This window comes from Haloplanus sp. XH21 (assembly GCF_023276355.1).
GTDB classification, from domain to species: Archaea; Halobacteriota; Halobacteria; order Halobacteriales; family Haloferacaceae; genus Haloplanus; species Haloplanus halobius.
The window spans coordinates 1,139,770-1,157,459 of the sequence record NZ_JALLPL010000001.1 but is presented as its reverse complement, the minus strand read 5'-3'; the positions used below and the strand labels follow the sequence as shown (position 1 = coordinate 1,157,459).

The following is a 17,690-nucleotide window of genomic DNA, read 5'->3' as shown; positions in this document are numbered from 1 at the left end:
CACAGTCCGCGGACTGCGGACTCACTCCCCGTCCGTCAGCCGCCCTGCCAGGCCGATAATCGCCAATCCGAAGAGGAGAACGAGCAGTCCGGCGGCGATCCCGCCGAGTTTCGTCCAGATCGTGAACGGGGTGATGAACTGGGCGGCGATCGGATCGGCGGTGCGTCGGCCGATAAAAGCGGCTGCGAACGCGAGACCGCCCAGCGATATCGTCCCGCCGGCGTACAGACCGAGGCGTCGCCAGGGAATCATCCATCACGCTCGACCGCCTCGCTACACCACGCCGAAAAGGGCTCGTGGGCGCCGTCGACGGGGAGCCGTTCGATACAGGGCACATCGTAGGGATGCCACTCGCCGACGCGGTCGACCATCTCGTCGTACCGTCCGTCGGTGGTTTTCGCGAGCAGAATCGCTTCGTCGTCGGCCGTCACGTCGCCGTCCCATCGATAGACGGACTGGCAGTCCACGACGTTGACACAGGCCGCCAGTCGCTCGTCGACGAGCCGTCGCGCCAGATGGGACGCGTCCTCGCGCGGGACGGTGACGTAGACCGTGACGGGCGGTGACGGGTCGTCGGGCATCTACAGTTACGCTTCGGCGTCGGCGTCGTCGGTTTCGATGGGGACGAACGTGCCGTTGATGTCCCACTCGTGGATGCAGTACACGTCGCCGGCGATGCGGTCGCCCTCGTCGTCGGTGTCGAGACGCCAGGTGCCCGTCGCGTCGTTCCAGCGTTCGCGACGGCCACATTTCTCACACTCCCGGACGGTCGGTTTTCGGATGCGTATGTCCATGGTCATGGTGAGGATAGCACACGGTGGGGATTTAACCCTATCTCATACAGCCGGTCTTTTTCGTGCCGCGGCGACAGCCAGTGGTATGGGCTTTCACACGTTCGACAGCGATCAGGCGGCGAAACTCGAGGATGCAGCCGCCCGGTATCGCCACTGCTCGCGCGAGGAACTCCACGCCCTCGTCGCACCGCAGTCGGACGCGGTGCTCGCCGACCTCGGCAGTGGCACCGGGTTTTACACCGACGATCTCGCCCCCCACGCCGGAACGGTGTTCGCCGTCGACGTCCAGACCGTGATGCACGACCACTACCGCGAGAAAGGCGTCCCCGAGAACGTCGAGCTCGTCGCGGCCGACGCCGCCGACCTCCCCTTCGCGACGGGCGAACTCGACGCCGCCGTCTCGACGTTCACCTTCCACGAGTTCGGGAACGCCGACGCCCTGCAGGAGGTGGCCCGCGTGCTCCGGCCCGGCGGGCGACTCGCCATCGTCGACTGGGACCGTGAGGGTGCGGGCGAGGCCGGTCCACCGCGCGGGGAGACGTACGGCCTCGACGACGCCGTGGGCCTCCAGCGAGCGGCGGGGTTCGCCATCGACCGCGCCGAGACCCGGCCGGAGACGTTCGTGACGGTGGCGCGTCTCGACGGCTGATACGGATTATTGTAACTATTTACCGGTGGTTCGCGGAGGCGATCCAGCGAACCACCGGTACTGACTTACAATAAACCGTATAATACTGCCGGCTGTAACTGGATCAAGATATTCACCACCCCGGGTGGCGAAATCGTTGAACGACTTACAGCCGACAGTATGACGGTCAGACCGGCTCCGCGATGCCCTCGGTGTACCGTTCGAGCGCGAGGACGACGACGGCGCCGACGGCTGCCGCCCCCGCGAACGCGAGGAGCGGATCGGTCGACCACCCGGCGGTCAGTCCCTCGCCGGCCTCGACGACGGGGGCGCGCAGGCCGCCGACGACCAGGCTGACGAGAAAGGTGAGCGTCGCCCGGTGGTAGTGGGCGAGCGCCCAGCGGACGGCGTGGGCGACGCTGAGGAGGCCGACCACGCCCCCGACGCCGAAGGCGACGACGGTCGTCGCGGGGTCGACGACGGCGTCGACCGTCCCGCCCACGAACAGACCGAGGAGGGCGTCGACAAAGGCCGTCAGCCGTTCGACGAGGAACTCGTACTGACCGAGGATGACCAGGATGAGCGACCCCGAGATGCCGGGCAACACCATCGCGCTGATGGCGATTGCGCCGACGAAGACGGTGACCAGCGGCGACGACGGGAGGGCTGCGCCGGCGCGACTCGACGCGAAGAAAGCGAGACAGAACCCGCCGATGCCGGCGCCGATCCGCCCGGGCGTATCGAGCGACGCCTGGTCCGCGAGCGCGACGGCCGAGGCGGCGATCAGGCCGAAGAAAAAGCCGAAGGTGACGACCGGGGAGTCCGCGAGCGCGACGTGGAGGAGCCGCGTCACGACGAGGACGGCGGTGAGGATGCCGGTACCGAGCGCGAGCAGAAACCAGCCGTCGATCTCGAGAAACGCCGCCCGCGCGTCGGCGCGCCGGCCCGGCAGCGGTGCAGCGAGAACGCGGCCGATCCGCGCCGGCGAGACCGCAGTGATGGCTGCGATCAGGCGCTCGTAGATCCCCGTGATGAGCGCGATGGTGCCGCCGGAGACGCCGGGGACGGCGTCGGCGGCGCCCATACAGAGTCCCTTGAGAGCGACGACGAGCAGGGAGCGAAGGCGCCGTTCCATGCGGCGTTAGTTCCGAGCGACGGCGACGCGGGGAGCGTCGAACGCCGTCCGCGTGTCGGTACTTCCTGACACACCGTCGGGCGTGCTCGACGTGTCATCGGCGGAATCAGCGGTCGTCTCCGTGATCGACGCGTCGGGGTCGATCGATTCGGACTCGTTACCGCCGCCGAGCGACAGGTTCTGGAGCGGGTTGCGTTGCTCCAGTGTCACCTCCCGCGTGCCCTCGATGTCGCCGTTGACCCGACCTTCGCTCACGTTCACCTGGGAGCGATACTGCACGAGCGAGCCGTTGTCGTTCGCGAGCGCCGACTCGAGCGTGTACGGGCCCGTCGCCCGGACGCTCACGTTCGTGTAGCCGTTCGACGGCCCGTACTCGTCGTAGCCCGTCGTCGAGTAGGGAAGCGTCATCGTCAGCTCCCCGTCCTCGTTCGTCCGCGTCTGCTGGGTGTACGTGAACGTCTCGTTGGTCGCCGGAACGCGCATCGGGACCGACGCGCGGACCGACGTGTTCGGCGGCAGTCCGTCGCTCGTGATGGTCGCGCCGGGCACCTTCTCGAAGGACTTCACCCACGAGGGCTCGTAGAGCGTCTGCGACGACGGCGGGAGGCCCGTCATGGCGAAGGCGCGGCGGGCCGAGAGCGAGTACTGCGAGGAACTGGACGCGTTCGACTCGCTCACCTGCACCAGCCGGTAGTGTTCGAGCGCTGGCACACGCTCGCTGGGATAGTGGCCGACGCCACCGATCTGTGACGTGCTGTCGTTTTCGACGTAGGCTTCCGCCGCGGACATGTTGTCGAACTGTCGGAGCACCGTTCGTTGGTCCTGCGGCCCCGCTCGGACGGTGATCGTCTCGCCGCTCTGGGTCTCGACGCGCCGTTGTTCCCAGTCGACGACGATCGGCTGGGGCTGTGCCGAACTCCCGTGGTAGGCGTACAGCCGCACCATCTGGCTCTCGTAGTAGCGCTGGGTGCGGACGGGGAAGCTCCCGCGCAGGTCGCTGGCGTACACGCGGTTGTAGAAGTCCGACGCGGAGACGTTCGACGCGTCGTAGAAGACGACCGGAGCGCCGAACTTCGACGACGGGTTGACCATCTGCCAGTCGACCATCACGTACCGGGTGCCCGCCGCCTCCGTGTCGCGCTCGCCGAGGGCGCTCTGTGCGGCCGACTCGTTGGGCGCGAGCAGGAAGTTCGCGGCGTCGGTCGCCCCCTGCTGGAACGGGTTGGCGTTCGGGATGCGCTCACCGCGGACGGTGATCCAGTGGCCGTAGTCCCACCAGGATTGGACGCCGTAGGCGCCGGCCGGATAGTCGTAGTCGCCCCCCGACGGTTGGTCGTAGGAGCCGTAGTACTCCATTTCCTCACTCGCACCGCCGAAGGTGCCAGGGGCGGGCGTGTTCGACTCCATCCAGTTGAGCGAGTCGTTCCACTCCGTCACCGCACCAGGGCCAGTCCCCTGTGCTGTCTCCCAGGCGGTGCTACTCTGGTCGAAGTCGGCGTTACCCGTGTTGCGAACGTTTATCGGCACGAGGAGCACGGGCGTGATGATCAGCATCGCGGCCGCGAGCACCGCGAGCACCTGGTATCCCTGCAGGTCGCGCAGCGCGTCGAAGGAGGGGACGCGCAAGTCGAGATACGTCAGGATCTCCCCGAGGAGGTAGGCGTTCGCGATGGCGACGATCGGTGCCAGGTAGTAGTGGAACCGGACCTGCGTGAACGCAGCAGAGGTCATGAACGCCGCCCAGACGACGAAGAGGAGTTTCTCGCTGTCGTAGTTGGTCTGGATGACGGCGCCAAAGAGGATGGCCGCGACGATCGCGACGCCGACGAGTTCGGAGACCACACCGATCGCGTCGGCGACAGCCTGGAACGGGCCGGGAACGAGGAAGAGCAGTCCCAGGATCGCGAGCGAGCCGAACACGTAGCCGACGCGTTCGGTCTCCCAGTCACGGAGCAGCGGTTTCGCGACCAGCCAGATGACGGCCGCAACGCCCGTGAAGAGCGTGAAGCCGTAGTCGGCCATGATGCGCCCGGTCGCAGTCATGCGGTTCTGCTGGAGGATGTCGGGTGAGAGATACGGCTGCGCCTCGGAGATGGTTCGAAGACCGGCGCCGGCACTGAAGCCGATGAAGCTGAGGGCGTTGGACTGGATCGTCCCGAACAGTGACGGGAGCGCGACCGCGATGAGGCCGAGGGAGAGGGCGATGAGGCCGACGACCGCCGGCGGGTAGTAGGTACGATCGATCGCGCGGTCGTCGAAGAGGCGTGCAAGCCCGGCGAGGAAGGCCGCGCCGACGCCGACGCCGAGCGCGACGACGGGCTGGAGGAGGGAGAAGTCGGTGGCGCCGAACGACACCGTGTCGAACTGCACGAGCATCAGCACCGCGGCCACGACCATCGAGACGACGCCGACGAACGCGATGGGTTCAGGCGAGCCACCAGTAACGTAGTCGCTCGTAAGCTGGTAGACCAGGTAGACGCCAAAGACGCCGACGAGCAGGACACCCGGCGGCCACACCCACATGTAGAGGGCGACCGCGACGCCCGCGAGCGCGCTCCAGATGAGTGGCTGTCGGAGGGCGTCCATATCGCGGTCGACGACGAGTTCCCAAATCGGTTTCTCGCGGACGGCGACCGCGATGGCAATCATCAGCGCGAGCACGGCGATGGTCTGGAAGAGCGGTTCGGCGATGTTGTGGTCGGCGAAGCCGACGAGGCCGCGCTGGAGGAACTGCCCCGGGAGGAGCAGGAGGACGATGGCCCCGAAGAGGCCGGCCGCGCGCCCGGCGAACCGCTTGCCAATGGCGTACACCGGCACGGCGATCAGTGCGCCGAACACGGCCGGGGCGACCAGCAGCGTCTTCGCGACGAGTTCCTGTGACGGGCTGCCGAGGCCGACGACCAGCGCCGCGGTGGCGACCAGCTGGTCGTACAGCGTGCCGAACTGCCCCGCGTTCGTGCCGTACGGGAAGTTCGTCCACGGGTCGTACGACATCGTGAAGGGCCAATGCCGCACCGTATACTCGACCTGACGGAGGTGATACCAGGCGTCATTCCCCGAGAAGTACACTGTCCCGTCGCGGATGAAGTTGCTATACGCCTGCAGGCGGATAGCGAGCATCGTCGCAACGACGAGGACGAGCGCGGGGACGTGATACCAGTTGAAAAAGAGGTCTGCGACCGACGAGGACCCCTGTCTCTGATCGTCGCTCATTGGCCAAACGGACTTGAATTATCGGCATAAACCTTGTTATCTACCGACGGCCACAACCGCTATCAGCGCCGATACGTCCCGTCACAACCGAAGGCTTATTCGCGACTCGGCGGTACGTCGGGCCCATGCAGGTGTCGGTCGTCGTCTGTACGTACGCGATGGAACGGTACGACGCGTTCACCGAAGCCGTCGAAAGCGTCCTCGCCCAGACGTACGACCCCGTCGAGGTCGTCCTCGTCGTCGACGGCAACGGCGCCGTCTACGAGCGCGTGCAGGACGATTTCTGTGACCGCGAGTGCGTCGTCTGTCACAACAACGAGGAGAACCGTGGCATCTCCTACTCGCGCACGAAGGGCGCGGAACTCGCCTCCGGGGACGTGGTGGCGATGCTCGACGACGACGCCGTTGCCCACGAAGACTGGGTGGCAAATCTGGTCGCGGTGTACGAGGACACCGACGCCGTCGCCGTCGGCGGCGACGTGCGACCGGACTGGCAGACCGACCGCCCCGATTTCTTCCCGGAGGAGTTCTACTGGCTCGTCGGCTGTGTCGAACCCGGGTTCGCCGAGGACGGCGAGGAAGTGCGGAACACCTACGGGTCGAACATCTCGTTCAAACGCGACGTGTTTCTGGAGGCCGGCGGCTACGACACGCATACGGGGCGCCGCGGGGACAAGCACATCCAGGCCCACGAGGCGCCCGTCTGCATCCGAATCAAGGACCTGACCGGGCAAGGCGTCATCTACACCGACGACGCGGTGGTGGAGCACAAGCTGTTCGACTACCGCGGCGAGTTCGACTGGCTCGTCGCGCGCTCGTTCTGGCAAGGATACTCGAAGCGCGTGATGGACCTGCTGTATCCCGACGAGGACGGCGACGAGACGGATTATCTCCGCTTCCTGTTTCTGGACCGGGTGCCGCGCCGGGCGAAAGGTGTTATGACGAAGCCGTCGCTGGCGGCGGTGTTGCAGATTCTGGCGATATTCGTGTTTACGGGGGCCGTGGGGCTAGGGTATCTGTATGCGTTGGTGACGCCGGGGTTGTTGGAGAAAGTGGAGACTGTTGTGGAGTAGTCTACGGCGATATTATGGTTATCGGAGGCGGGGCGCTCGAAGCCGAAGGATATAGATTCTGTGCTCGAGATGGTCAGCGTAGCCGATGATAGATCCGACGCGCGTGTATCACTCTCTCCCTGATATCGTTCAGGACTCGATTCGGTCCGTTCTCGACTCACACCCACTGATACGGTGGTACTACGCGGATAACAGTTATCTCCGAACGAAGGGCTGGATGCGGAGCAACGAGGTCGGTGCCCCCGTTGACCAAGACGGAGAGCCGATTCCGTGGTACACGTATCCCACGATCGATTTCATCGAACCTCGGACCCGGACCGAGTTTCGCGTGTTCGAATTCGGGAGCGGTCACTCTTCGCTGTGGTACAGCGACCGCGTCAAGGAGGTAGTCGCCGTCGAAGACTCGAAGGAGTGGGCCACGGCGATGCAAGAGCGTTCCCCGTCGAATTTAACCGTCGTATATGAACCGGACCTCGATGACTACGCATCGGAAGTGACGGCCCACGGATCGTTCGATATCGTCGTCATCGATGGCCGCGTTCGGCAGAGTTGCGTGGGCCCAACTCTAGAGGCGATAACGGATCACGGCGTCGTCATTCTCGACGACTTCGAACGGTGGGACGACAGTGACTGGGCGCGTTTTCGGGACGCGGGGTTCCGCGCACTCCCGTTTGTCGGGCCGAAGGCACAGCGACTGACCGAATCCTGCACGGGCATCCTCTATCGAGACGAAAACTGTCTGGATATCTGACCGGGTGATCGACCGTCGAGGAATACAATATTCTTACTGTCAGGGAGAAACTGTGGAGGAGCGTTCCGGCGATACTCCGACACGTGCGTCCTCGTCCGAATCGTGCACGTCGTCGACGGGGGCATTGTGGGCCAATCCGTGGAAAGGACCGCCTTCAGGCGGCAAAGAACGTAGATGTGTAACCACTGGTCATGTTGGTGCCGGTGGAGAGGCGAATCCGGAGGGAGAACGTTTTTCCACACACCCGGTCCATCCCGAACCGATGTATCCGCCGACACCGACGCTGATGGCTGACGGATCGAGGTGGCGGCCGTGACGGACAGCGCCGCCGACGTTCAGCCCTTGCTCGTCAACGCGTCGGACACCGGCGGGTCGGCGACGGCGACCAAGCGCATCCACCACGGTCTCCGCCGCATCGGCGTCGACTCTCGGATGCTCGTCCAAGAGAAATCCACTGACGACCCGACGATTATCGGTCCCGAATCGACACTCGGTCGCGCCTGGAGTCTCGCCCGACCGCACGTCGACATGCTCCCCCTCCGTCTCTACGGCCAGTCGAGCGGGTTCGGCATCAACTGGCTCCCGGAGCGGAAACTCGAACGCATACGCGAAGTGAACCCCGATGTGGTCCATCTGAACTGGGTGTGGCGCGGAACGCTCTCGGTGCGGACCATCGGTCGGCTTGACCGTCCCGTCGTCTGGCGCTTGCCTGACATGGCCGCGCTCACCGGCGGGTGTCACTACGCCGATGGCTGTGACCGCTTCGAAGAGCGCTGTGGGTCGTGTCCGCAACTCGGCTCCGACTCGGTGTTCGACCTCTCCAGACTCACCTGGCACCGCAAACACCGCCACTGGGACGACCTGGATCTCACCATCGTCGCGCCGAGCACGTGGCTGGCCGACCAGGCGCGCCGAAGTTCGCTGTTCGGAGACCGACGTATCGAGGTGATTCCGAACGCCCTCGATACGGACACCTATCGTCCCCGCGACCCCGAACTGGGCCGGGACTTCTTCGACCTGCCCGAGGACAAACGGCTGGTATTGTTCGGAGCCGTCGACCCGATGGGCGACCACCGGAAGGGCGCGGACCTGTTGCAGGACGCGCTGCAGTCGCTCTCGGGGGAGCTAGAGGACGTCGAACTCGTCGTTTTCGGTGCCAACGAACCGGAGGACCCACCAGACTTCGGCTTCCCGACACATTACGTCGGCTACCTCCACGACGACCCGAGTCTCGTCTTGCTCTACTCGGCGGCCGACGTGATGGTCGTCCCCTCGCGCTACGAGGGGTTCGGGCAGACGGTGTCAGAGGCGCTGGCGTGTGGGACGCCCGTGGTGGCGTTCGACGCGACGGGGCCGAAAGATATTGTCGATCATCGGGAGACGGGGTGGTTGGCGGAGCCGTACGAGGCGGACGGGCTGGCGAGTGGAATTGAGTGGGTGTTGGACGTAGCTGACCGGACTCGGATGTCGACGACTGCGCGGGACCACGCCGTCGAGCGCTACGAGCAATCGAAGGTGGCCGGCGCGTATCTCGATCTCTATCGGCAGCAGATTATCTGATCGAGTCGACTCCGTTTTCTGTGGTCCACACCACTACAGTCCGAGCGCTTCGGTCAAATAATGCATCCCAGGCATAACCTTCCATCTCGCGGGCCGCAATCGATGGAACCGGTCATCGTATTCCTGATCAACGGCGACGTACGGCGGATGGTTCAGGGGAAAGTCCAAATTGAACGTCTCTTTTCCCACGAAGCCGCTTCCCACGTTCTGTGTATTCGTCGACTTCTCGCCGAACCCGATATTATCTACGAGATTTCGGGACGGGACGACGGAGAGACCGCTGTTGAGGTGGCGAGCGAATCCCCACGCATACGCCCAGCTTTCAGTCTCACCCGCAGCGGTGCTGTCATACACTCGCTCTAGATACCGGAACTGCTCAGGATCGGAGACGAGGTCGCGGATTCGGTCACGAACTGTTGGGTTGGCCCACAACCTCATTTCGGGATCGAACTCGTCCCACGCATCCCGCCACGTCGCCCATCCCCAGATGCCGCCGTAGTACGAGAAGTGGTAGTCATAATCGTCTCTCTGCCACTGTTCGAGCTGGTTCCGGCCGGTTATCTCCATAACCCTGTCGTCGTCACGAAATCGATCCAGAAGGAGTTGACAGTACCGGAAGAAGTCCATCTCGGGAAGGATATCATCCTCAAGAATAATCGCTTCCGGCACTTGGTCGAACACCCAGTCTAACCCGGTCGAAAAACGACGCTTCAGGCCCATGTTCTCGTCCGCAAGTTCACATTTGACTTCGAACGAAAATGAATCCTCCAAAACGAGGTCGCGCACGGCCTGGGTGCGCCGTCGATCCGTCTCGTCGTTTGGATTGGGACCATCCGCCACGAACAGGAGACACGAAGGGTCGGCCTCGCGGATCCGTTCAAGCACTCGCCGCGTATAGTCGGGTCTGTTATAAGCGAAAAGCGCGACGGGAGTTTGCAGATCGAATCCGTCGGACATGGTTCGGATTTTATTGACCAAGATTTAGTCCTTTCGTCGATCTGCGTGCGGTTCTGGGAGACGATACTCGCGTGATCTGATAGTCGTAGCTATTTTCTGGGGGTGTCCCATCCCACAGCACGCAGCCCGGCGAAAGGAACTTTTAATCGACCCCCGAGATATACTTCACATCTCGTCGGTGCAGACCCGTCACAGCAACCGTGTCGAGTCTCTCCGGCGATTAACTATCACGATGACAGCCACACGCAGTCAATCGTCACGGAAATCAACGGAGCAAGACGGCGTCGCGTTGAGCATCTGTATTCCGACGTACAACAACGCCGAGCGCCTGGCAAAAGTCATCGGGCACGTCCTCGAACTCGACCACGGCGGTGTAGAACTCGTCGTCTGCGACGACGGATCGGATGACGACACGCGTGCAGCTATCGACCACTTCGACGACGAACGGCTCCGTTATTTCGAAAACGAGACGAATATCGGGTATGAGAAGAACCTCTTTCGCTGTCTCACGCTCGCTCGAGGGAGATATCTCATGCCGCTGGCAGATGAAGATAAAATCGTCAGCGAGAACCTTCGTTGGGCACTCAGCCTGATCGAGAATCCGACCATCGAATTCAGCAGTATCGTCGCCGGATATGGACCTGTCGACGACGAGCAGTACGACTGGGACGAGTCCGTTCCGCTGATGCAGGAGTGTGAGACCGGCTACGATTCGCTCGCTGCCTTCGTGAACCGTATTCCGCATCCGTTCGCCAACCATACGTGGCGACGGAACTACATCGGCGGAATCATCCTCGAACGCTCGGCCATCGACCTCGAAGCGGCGGAGGAATATTTCGGATCGCTGTATATTCACAACGTGTTGCTGATTCAAGCGATGGTCAATGGTCGGGCGATTCTCTCATCCCGCCATCTCTGTCTCGTCGACCATTACCAATACGAGGGAGAACACCGCTTCTGGAGCGACTTCGACTGGTCCGATTTGGAACTTCGTGTCCAGTTGCAACAGTATCGAATGAAGGCAGTCGACGAAATACTACGCGACCAGAAGAGCAAGGACCTGTTCACGCGCGTGGAAACCCGTTTTGCCGCGCAACTCGCGGCGTGGGCGACCCTCCAGAAGGATACCGCACTTGCACCGCTGAAACACGCCGCGCTAAACGGGGATGTACGATCACTCGAAGATATATGGCAATCGCGCGCGTTTCGGCGGCGATACATCTACTATTTAGTCGTACTTCCCCTGCCAATCGACTCGCTTAAACGCGACGTACAAGAGGGGCTGATCCCGCGTAAATCGCTACGTGTCTGGTATCACTTCGTCGCAAGAATCCTGCCGTCGGGAATCGACGAGCGAATCCGGCGATGGTACGCGAACAGAAACTCCTGAGTCAAACGGGAGCGTCGTGGTCGTGACTGCAGTTCCGGAAATTCACTCGAGACCCGCTGCACACGATAACTTATATCCGCAATCCGCTCGGATGCTTTCCTGATGAAAGGTGTCGTACTCGCCGGGGGCAAGGGGTCTCGGCTCCGCCCGATGACTCGTGTCGTCAACAAGCACGTGATCCCGATTTACGACCAACCGATGATCTACTATCCGGTGAATACGCTTGCAGACGCCGGCATCGACGAGATCATGATCATTAGCAACGCGGACCATATCGGCAAGTACATCGAACTGCTCGAAAATGAGAGCGACTTCGATATCGACTTTTCGTACAAGGTCCAGTCGGAACCGAAAGGCATCGCCCACGCCGTCGGTCTCGCCGAGCAGTTCGTCGACGACGAGTTCGTGGTCATTCTGGGTGATAATATTATCCTCGAAGATCTCGGTGAGAAGATCGGTCCACTTCGGTCCGAAGAGGATGCACGTATCTTCCTCAAACAGGTGTCCGAGCCCTCCGCGTATGGCGTCGCATCGGTCGATAACGAGGGACACGTCATCGGTCTGGAGGAGAAGCCCGAGAACCCCGAATCGAACGACGCGGTCGTCGGCCTCTACGTGTTTGATTCGCAAGTGTTCGACGTGATCAGCGACTTGACGCCGTCTGAAAGGGGAGAATACGAAATCACCGACGTCAACCGACAGTATTTGCGAACCGGGACATTGCGGTATGAGCGAATCGACGGCAGTTGGTACGATGCCGGCACCCCAGAGGGCGTGTTTCAGGCGTCAGCCGATGTTCGCGACCGTCGTCGGGAGGACTAGCCGTTCGACAGTTCCGGGCGTGTCTCACGCATGCAACGAAGACCGTCGTATATCCCCTTCGGCGCGTATCCTGTCCGCTCGACGAGTCGTGTTGAGGACAGTTTGGCGTTCGGTCGCGTCGCCGGCAGCGGCACATCGGAAGATAGCGACGGCACGATGCGGTCAACATCGTATCCGAATATCGCCGCGATGCGTCGAGCCCATCGGTAGCGGCTAATGTACTCCGGACCGACGACGTGATAGACGCCATCATATTGTCCTTCTAGCAGTAGTTGAATACAGGCAGCCACGTCGCCGTTGTACACGGGATTGTTGTACCAGTCGGTGAAAACCTCAAGAGACCCTGACCCTTGCAAACCATCCAGCACCCACTCGATCATCGATGGCGACTGCCAGTCGGCACACCACCCGTAAGGTTGGTCAATGCGAACGACAAGCGACGGGACTGCGGCGTCGCGAACGATATCTTCGGCGTCGACTTTCGTCTCGCCGTACGTATTGATTGGGTCGCGTGTCGAATCCTCTACATATAGGCGTTCCCCACCGGAGAAGACGAACGAACTGGAAAATAAGACAATTTTTGCATCAATTCGTTCACATGTTCGGACGACAGCGTCTGTTCCCTCAACGTTGACTTCTCGAGCCAAGTCTGGATCCTGCTCGCAGGCATCGGCATCAACCAGTGCGGCCGCGTGAACGACAGCATCCGGCGAAACTTCTTCGATCAGCGACCCGACCTCGGTCCGATCCCGAACGTCGAGTTTGTGGGTTTCGACGGCTTCCACGTCAGGGGTGTTCGTGTGATACGTGGCGACGACTTGGTGGCCGTGCTCGGAGAGATGAGAGACTAACTTCCGGCCGACGAATCCCGCTCCGCCGGTTATCAGAACTCGCATCAGTAGTCGACGAAGAGGTCCTCAAACGTCTCTTCGATGTACACGACATCTTCGTCCGACATGGATTGGTGTGCGCCGATGACGAACGAGTCGGCCATAATGCGATTCGCTTCCGGATAGTCGTCGAATGGGAGTCGGGCGTCGATCCGTTCGAATCCGGGATGTTTCAGCAGATTGCCCGACCAGAGCGAACGGGTCTGTATTCCGTTCATTTCCAAGTGCCGAACGATGGCCCGACGATCGAAGGGGGCCTCTGGTCGAATTGTCAGCGGATACGCGAGCCAACAGGTCTCGACATCCGAGCGCTGTTCCGGGAGCACGAACCACTCCCGGTACTCGCTGAAGAAATCGTCGAGTGTGGCAAACACTTCCTGTCGGCGTTTGATGAACGAATCCAGTTTCCGGACTTGTTCAACGCCGAAAGCAGCACTCGCTTCCGTCGGCAAGAAATTATATCCGATTTCGTCGAATACGAACTTCGAGTCGTAGTGAACGTCGCCGAGAATACGGTCAAGTCTCTCCTCAATATCGTTGGTCTCGTCGGCCGCCGACGAACGCCCCCAACCACGTAGTTTCTTGAGACGTTTCATCGACTCATCGTTGTCAACGGCGATCATGCCACCCGTCCCGAACGACGTGATGACGTGCGATCCGTAGAAACTCGTCGTCGAAATATCGGTGAATTCGCCCGTTGGTTGACCCTGTATTTTGGCGCCGATCGTGTCCGCAGAGTCCTCGATGAGTTGCAGATCGTGTTCGTCCGCGATCGACCGGAGTTCGGCGTAGTTGGGTACGTTGCCCAGCAGAGACGGAGCCACAATCGCCACGGTATCGTCAGTGATCGCTTCCCGGACTTGCCCAATGTCAAGCAGATAATCACCGACGCCGACGTCAACGAAGGTCGGAACCAGTCCCTTCTGGATAATCGGCGCAACGGTCGTCGAGAACGTAACTAACGGGGTGATGACTTCACTACCCGGCTCCGCATCCAATAGTTCGATCGCTAAGAGGTTCGCAGAAGAACCGGAGTTCACCATTACTCCGTGTTCCTTGCCGAACAGGGTAGAGACACGGTCCTGAAACTCCGAAGTGAACTCACCACCCACTAGGCTCTCGGGATGATCGAGCACCTCGTTTACCGCCTCTCGCTCTTCCTGTCCGTACGTCGCTCGCGCGTAGGGGACGCGATAACCGTCATGCTCCATGTTATTTGTGCAGGTTCGGCATCCCTTATCATAACCGCTTCGATGGTTTCCCCGCCGCGTGAGATGGCGGAACCACAACTCCGAACGAATAGCCTATATCGTTGCTCGCCTAGATTGGCCTATGAGAATCCTCGTCACCGGCGGAGCGGGATTCATCGGATCTAACTTCGTCCATTATCTGTTGGACCACACCGACGACGATATCGTGACGTTCGATAACTTGACATATGCCGGCTCGCTGGACAATCTCGGCGATGCGCTGGACAATCCACGACACGAATTCATCGAGGGAGATATCTGCGACACCGAACTCGTCGAAGATGCCGTCTCGACGGTCGACGCAGTCGTCAATTTCGCGGCCGAATCACATGTTGACAGGTCTATCGAGGGATCGAAGCCGTTCATCAGAACGAATGTCGAGGGGACGCAGACGCTTCTCGATGCGGCCATTGAAGCCGATCTCGAGCGGTTCCTTCAGGTCTCCACCGACGAGGTGTACGGAGAGATAGCGGAAGGCTCGTTTTCAGAGGATGATCCGCTCAATCCACGGAATCCGTATGCCGCGTCGAAAGCGGCAGCGGACTTGCTCGTAAACAGCTACTACGTAACTCACGGGCTGCCAGTCGTCACGACGCGATCGTCGAACAACTTCGGTCCCAGACAGGACCCAGAGAAACTGATCCCGAAATTCATCCTGAACGCTGCGAACGGTGACACACTACCGGTCTACGGCGATGGCACCAACGTTCGAGAATGGACATACGTTATGGATAACTGCCGAGCGATCGACCTCGTTTTGCGCGACGGCGATGTAGGCGAGGTGTACAATATCGGATCTGGACACGAGATGACCAATCTCGAAGTAACACGCCGGATTCTCGACATTCTTGGGAAACCACATGATCTCATCACCTTCGTCGAGGACCGGCCGGGACATGACCAACGGTACGCACTGGATGCATCCAAAGTTCGGTCATTAGGGTGGGAACCGATGCACGATTTCGACGATGCGCTCCGAACGACCGTCGAGTACTATCTGGATCGATAAACCCGACACGTTCCGCTGGACGTAGGCCGGCACCGGCCCCTGAAAGGAACGGCGCAGTGACCCGATTTCGTGACTCGGGGAGTGCGGGTTCTTCGGTGACGGTCCCGTCGACGTCGTTCCGTGGCTGCTGGCAGTATCTATTCCGTGATAGTTTCGACATAATATTGATGGGAATCGAAATACAGTCGACCGATTCGTTTGAGGTGAGCCGCTCTCCGAGTATGGTCGATCACGCCGCACCGGGCCAGTAAAAATCGAGTGCAGGCAGTCGCCTTCGGACGGACCCGTATCTAAACGCGTCCGCGGGGACAAGAAAAGGTTTAATCGAAATACCACCAACCGAGCGACACAGACAATGGGGAGTTCTCGCGGGACGATCGTATACACGAAAGGCGGCGGGCGTCTGGGAAACCAGCTGATAAATTACGCGAACCTGCTGGCGTTTCAGCTTGAACACCCCGAATTCGAGGTGTTTGACCTCGCGTTCGTTCCATACATAGACGCGTACGGTCGAGATGATCTGGAACTCGTGGACCTCTCCGACCTCGAGTTCGACGGGTTTTGGAAACCATTCGTCCGCATCTTCTGGGAGTGGGAACGTCTCGCTTCTATCCGGGATTTCTATCCCATCAATCGATTCCGACATCAGGCGCTCCACTACTTCGCCCAGCGGCAGCGGAACGCTCAGAGTATCGTGGGCGGGAAGCCACACGCGCTCTTCGACATTCCCGGTGAGCAGTACGACGAGTTCGACCTCACGGACGAGGCGAACGTAGACCGCCTGCGATCAAAGGATATGACGCTGCTCGCCGGTTGGGGTGTCCGGTGCTGGCCGCTCGTATCGAAATATCTACCCACGATTCGAACACGCCTCCAACCCGGCGAGGAACACCGCTCCGTGGCGGAGTCGTTCATCGAGCCGCTTCGCGAAAAACACGACAAACTGGTGGGAGTATTGATACGACAGGGCGACTACCGGACCTGGAACGACGGCAAGTACTTCTTCGAGTCCAGACGGTACAAGGAACTGATGGAGGCGTACGCCGCCGAGTTCCCGTCGCAAGATGTCGGCTTCGTCATCGCGTCCGACGAGAGACAGAATGCAGACCTGTTTGCCGACGACTCGTTCACCTTCGCCACGGGAGAGGCAGTTGGCCCCGGCCACTACGTCGAGAACTTCACCGAACTGTCCCTCTGTGACGAGGTTCTGACACCGCCCAGTACGTTCAGCGTGTTCGCCGCAATCCTCGGTGAGTGTCCTGTCGTCCCGCTCTATCCGGGCGTCGAGCAGGATGGATTCGACCGAGCTGACGATCCACTCCGCGATAGCCGAGATCATCCGATTCTGGGACAGATCGTAAAATAACCCCGTTCGACGATCAGTCGAGGTCCGTCTTCTATCCGTCAAATCCCGCCCGTTTATCTGACCCGGGCGTAGACCACCGTTATGGGAGAGATTCGCATCGGACCACCTCGTGACCTGATCACGCGCGTTCGAGAGGCGTTTTCGGTCGAGTCGTTCGTCGAGACGGGGACGCTTCACGGCGAAACGGCGGCGTGGGCGAGTGGACCGTTCCAAACCGTCGTGACGATCGAACTCGGCGACGACCTGTACGAGCGAACGACCGAGCGGTACGGTGATATCGATAATATCGAGTTCCTTCACGGCTCGTCACAGGAGATGCTCCCGGGCGTCGTGGAGCGTCTCGACGACTCGGCCGTCTTCTGGCTAGACGCGCACTACTCCGGCGGCGAGACGGCGGGTGAAGAGTACGAATGTCCGCTCCTAGAAGAACTAGCGGCGATCGGCGGCGCGGACGGTGAGCAGTTCCTGTTCATCGACGACGCTCGCGATTTCCTTTCGCCGCCGCCACGGCCCCACGACCCCGACGACTGGCCCACGATCGACGAGGTCATCCTGACGATACGCGACGAACTGGGACCGGAGTATTACATCGTCGTCGTCGAAGACGTGATCGTTGCCGTGCCGCCCGAAGCCAAGGATATCGTGAAGTCGTACGCACAGGACGTCGCGACCGAGCGCTGGCGAGAATCACGGGTTCGAACGGGTGCCAGGCTGATCTATACGGGAGTCATCGATTCGCTCGTCACGGAGCGAACGGTTGCCCTGCTGCGGCGGACCGGTTTGTATCCGCTCGGGAGAAAAATCTACCATGTACTCGATTGAAGCGCCTAGTTCAGAAGGTTTTACACACGG

17 protein-coding genes are annotated in these 17,690 nt (G+C 61.2%); 9 read left to right on the top strand and 8 right to left on the bottom strand.

All coding sequences use genetic code 11. The features are described from left to right. Positions 1-21 precede the first annotated feature (21 nt). From MXB53_RS05905 to MXB53_RS05895, 3 genes are read right to left on the bottom strand one after another with little or no spacing between them, the layout of a single operon-like run. Entirely contained in the window at positions 22-252 is a 231-nt protein-coding gene (locus MXB53_RS05905) for a hypothetical protein (protein ID WP_248896447.1), read from the bottom strand. After that, positions 249-581 (bottom strand): divalent-cation tolerance protein CutA, encoded by a 333-nt coding sequence (gene cutA, locus MXB53_RS05900; protein WP_248896445.1) that lies wholly within the window; start codon positions 579-581, stop codon positions 249-251. The genes MXB53_RS05905 and cutA overlap by 4 nt, the downstream gene beginning before the upstream one ends. Positions 582-587: 6 nt before the next feature. Beyond that, positions 588-794, bottom strand: coding sequence for an HEWD family protein (locus MXB53_RS05895; RefSeq protein ID WP_248898075.1), 207 nt, complete (start codon positions 792-794; stop codon positions 588-590). Positions 795-879: 85 nt separating this feature from the next. Here MXB53_RS05895 and MXB53_RS05890 point away from each other — a divergent pair, with 85 nt between their 5' ends. Then, a complete protein-coding gene (locus tag MXB53_RS05890; protein WP_248896443.1) occupies positions 880-1,443 on the top strand; it encodes a class I SAM-dependent methyltransferase in 564 nt (187 codons plus the stop codon). 166 nt (positions 1,444-1,609) lie between these two features. Here MXB53_RS05890 and MXB53_RS05885 read toward each other — a convergent pair whose 3' ends face one another. Continuing rightward, entirely contained in the window at positions 1,610-2,557 is a 948-nt protein-coding gene (locus MXB53_RS05885) for a DUF368 domain-containing protein (protein ID WP_248896442.1), read from the bottom strand. 6 nt (positions 2,558-2,563) lie between these two features. Further along, positions 2,564-5,770, bottom strand: coding sequence for an oligosaccharyl transferase, archaeosortase A system-associated (locus tag MXB53_RS05880; protein WP_248896440.1), 3,207 nt, complete (start codon positions 5,768-5,770; stop codon positions 2,564-2,566). Between the two features lie 125 nt (positions 5,771-5,895). Here MXB53_RS05880 and aglG point away from each other — a divergent pair, with 125 nt between their 5' ends. The 3 genes from aglG (at position 5,896) to MXB53_RS05865 (ending at position 9,154) form a co-directional block, all read left to right on the top strand. Continuing rightward, positions 5,896-6,843, top strand: a complete 948-nt coding sequence (gene aglG / locus MXB53_RS05875; protein WP_248896438.1) for a glucosyl-dolichyl phosphate glucuronosyltransferase — start codon at positions 5,896-5,898, stop codon at positions 6,841-6,843. Positions 6,844-7,060: 217 nt separating this feature from the next. Continuing rightward, positions 7,061-7,594, top strand: a complete 534-nt coding sequence (locus MXB53_RS05870; RefSeq protein WP_248896436.1) for a class I SAM-dependent methyltransferase — start codon at positions 7,061-7,063, stop codon at positions 7,592-7,594. A 312-nt stretch (positions 7,595-7,906) separates the two neighbouring features. Beyond that, positions 7,907-9,154 carry a glycosyltransferase family 4 protein gene (locus tag MXB53_RS05865; protein ID WP_248896435.1) on the top strand — a complete coding sequence of 416 codons (1,248 nt, stop codon included), beginning with the start codon at positions 7,907-7,909 and terminating at the stop codon, positions 9,152-9,154. Between the two features lie 33 nt (positions 9,155-9,187). Here MXB53_RS05865 and MXB53_RS05860 read toward each other — a convergent pair whose 3' ends face one another. Continuing rightward, the gene (locus MXB53_RS05860; RefSeq protein ID WP_248896434.1) at positions 9,188-10,111 is read right to left on the bottom strand and encodes a glycosyltransferase family protein; all 924 of its coding nucleotides are present in this window, start codon (positions 10,109-10,111) and stop codon (positions 9,188-9,190) included. A gap of 232 nt (positions 10,112-10,343) precedes the next feature. Here MXB53_RS05860 and MXB53_RS05855 point away from each other — a divergent pair, with 232 nt between their 5' ends. Beyond that, positions 10,344-11,501, top strand: a complete 1,158-nt coding sequence (locus tag MXB53_RS05855; protein ID WP_248896432.1) for a glycosyltransferase family 2 protein — start codon at positions 10,344-10,346, stop codon at positions 11,499-11,501. Between the two features lie 102 nt (positions 11,502-11,603). Beyond that, positions 11,604-12,323, top strand: coding sequence for a sugar nucleotidyltransferase (locus tag MXB53_RS05850; RefSeq protein WP_248896430.1), 720 nt, complete (start codon positions 11,604-11,606; stop codon positions 12,321-12,323). Here the strand turns inward: MXB53_RS05850 and MXB53_RS05845 are convergent. Both MXB53_RS05845 and MXB53_RS05840 read right to left on the bottom strand, forming a co-directional pair. After that, a complete protein-coding gene (locus MXB53_RS05845) occupies positions 12,320-13,219 on the bottom strand; it encodes an SDR family oxidoreductase (RefSeq protein WP_248896428.1) in 900 nt (299 codons plus the stop codon). The genes MXB53_RS05850 and MXB53_RS05845 overlap by 4 nt on opposite strands. Continuing rightward, positions 13,219-14,424, bottom strand: coding sequence for a DegT/DnrJ/EryC1/StrS family aminotransferase (locus MXB53_RS05840; RefSeq protein WP_248896427.1), 1,206 nt, complete (start codon positions 14,422-14,424; stop codon positions 13,219-13,221). The genes MXB53_RS05845 and MXB53_RS05840 overlap by 1 nt, the downstream gene beginning before the upstream one ends. A 121-nt stretch (positions 14,425-14,545) precedes the next feature. On the opposite strand from MXB53_RS05840, the gene rfbB reads away from it, so the two are divergent. From rfbB to MXB53_RS05825, 3 genes are all read left to right on the top strand, one after another. Then, positions 14,546-15,472 (top strand): dTDP-glucose 4,6-dehydratase, encoded by a 927-nt coding sequence (gene rfbB, locus MXB53_RS05835; protein ID WP_248896425.1) that lies wholly within the window; start codon positions 14,546-14,548, stop codon positions 15,470-15,472. 355 nt (positions 15,473-15,827) lie between these two features. Continuing rightward, a complete protein-coding gene (locus MXB53_RS05830; RefSeq protein ID WP_248896423.1) occupies positions 15,828-16,838 on the top strand; it encodes an O-fucosyltransferase family protein in 1,011 nt (336 codons plus the stop codon). Positions 16,839-16,919: 81 nt separating this feature from the next. Beyond that, a complete protein-coding gene (locus tag MXB53_RS05825; protein ID WP_248896421.1) occupies positions 16,920-17,660 on the top strand; it encodes a hypothetical protein in 741 nt (246 codons plus the stop codon). The last annotated feature ends 30 nt before the right edge of the window (positions 17,661-17,690 follow it).

What these genes read in the sequence shown, in the direction of transcription:
- cutA (WP_248896445.1), bottom strand. Translation starts at nt 581, where the DNA reads ATGCCCGACGACCCGTCACCGCCCGTCACGGTCTACGTCACCGTCCCG.
- MXB53_RS05885 (WP_248896442.1), bottom strand. Translation starts at nt 2,557, where the DNA reads ATGGAACGGCGCCTTCGCTCCCTGCTCGTCGTCGCTCTCAAGGGACTC.
- MXB53_RS05880 (WP_248896440.1), bottom strand. Translation starts at nt 5,770, where the DNA reads ATGAGCGACGATCAGAGACAGGGGTCCTCGTCGGTCGCAGACCTCTTT.
- MXB53_RS05855 (WP_248896432.1), top strand. Translation starts at nt 10,344, where the DNA reads ATGACAGCCACACGCAGTCAATCGTCACGGAAATCAACGGAGCAAGAC.
- MXB53_RS05840 (WP_248896427.1), bottom strand. Translation starts at nt 14,424, where the DNA reads ATGGAGCATGACGGTTATCGCGTCCCCTACGCGCGAGCGACGTACGGA.
- MXB53_RS05890 (WP_248896443.1), top strand. Translation starts at nt 880, where the DNA reads ATGGGCTTTCACACGTTCGACAGCGATCAGGCGGCGAAACTCGAGGAT.
- MXB53_RS05905 (WP_248896447.1), bottom strand. Translation starts at nt 252, where the DNA reads ATGATTCCCTGGCGACGCCTCGGTCTGTACGCCGGCGGGACGATATCG.
- MXB53_RS05850 (WP_248896430.1), top strand. Translation starts at nt 11,604, where the DNA reads ATGAAAGGTGTCGTACTCGCCGGGGGCAAGGGGTCTCGGCTCCGCCCG.
- MXB53_RS05895 (WP_248898075.1), bottom strand. Translation starts at nt 794, where the DNA reads ATGGACATACGCATCCGAAAACCGACCGTCCGGGAGTGTGAGAAATGT.
- MXB53_RS05825 (WP_248896421.1), top strand. Translation starts at nt 16,920, where the DNA reads ATGGGAGAGATTCGCATCGGACCACCTCGTGACCTGATCACGCGCGTT.
- aglG (WP_248896438.1), top strand. Translation starts at nt 5,896, where the DNA reads ATGCAGGTGTCGGTCGTCGTCTGTACGTACGCGATGGAACGGTACGAC.
- rfbB (WP_248896425.1), top strand. Translation starts at nt 14,546, where the DNA reads ATGAGAATCCTCGTCACCGGCGGAGCGGGATTCATCGGATCTAACTTC.
- MXB53_RS05845 (WP_248896428.1), bottom strand. Translation starts at nt 13,219, where the DNA reads ATGCGAGTTCTGATAACCGGCGGAGCGGGATTCGTCGGCCGGAAGTTA.
- MXB53_RS05870 (WP_248896436.1), top strand. Translation starts at nt 7,061, where the DNA reads ATGCGGAGCAACGAGGTCGGTGCCCCCGTTGACCAAGACGGAGAGCCG.
- MXB53_RS05860 (WP_248896434.1), bottom strand. Translation starts at nt 10,111, where the DNA reads ATGTCCGACGGATTCGATCTGCAAACTCCCGTCGCGCTTTTCGCTTAT.
- MXB53_RS05830 (WP_248896423.1), top strand. Translation starts at nt 15,828, where the DNA reads ATGGGGAGTTCTCGCGGGACGATCGTATACACGAAAGGCGGCGGGCGT.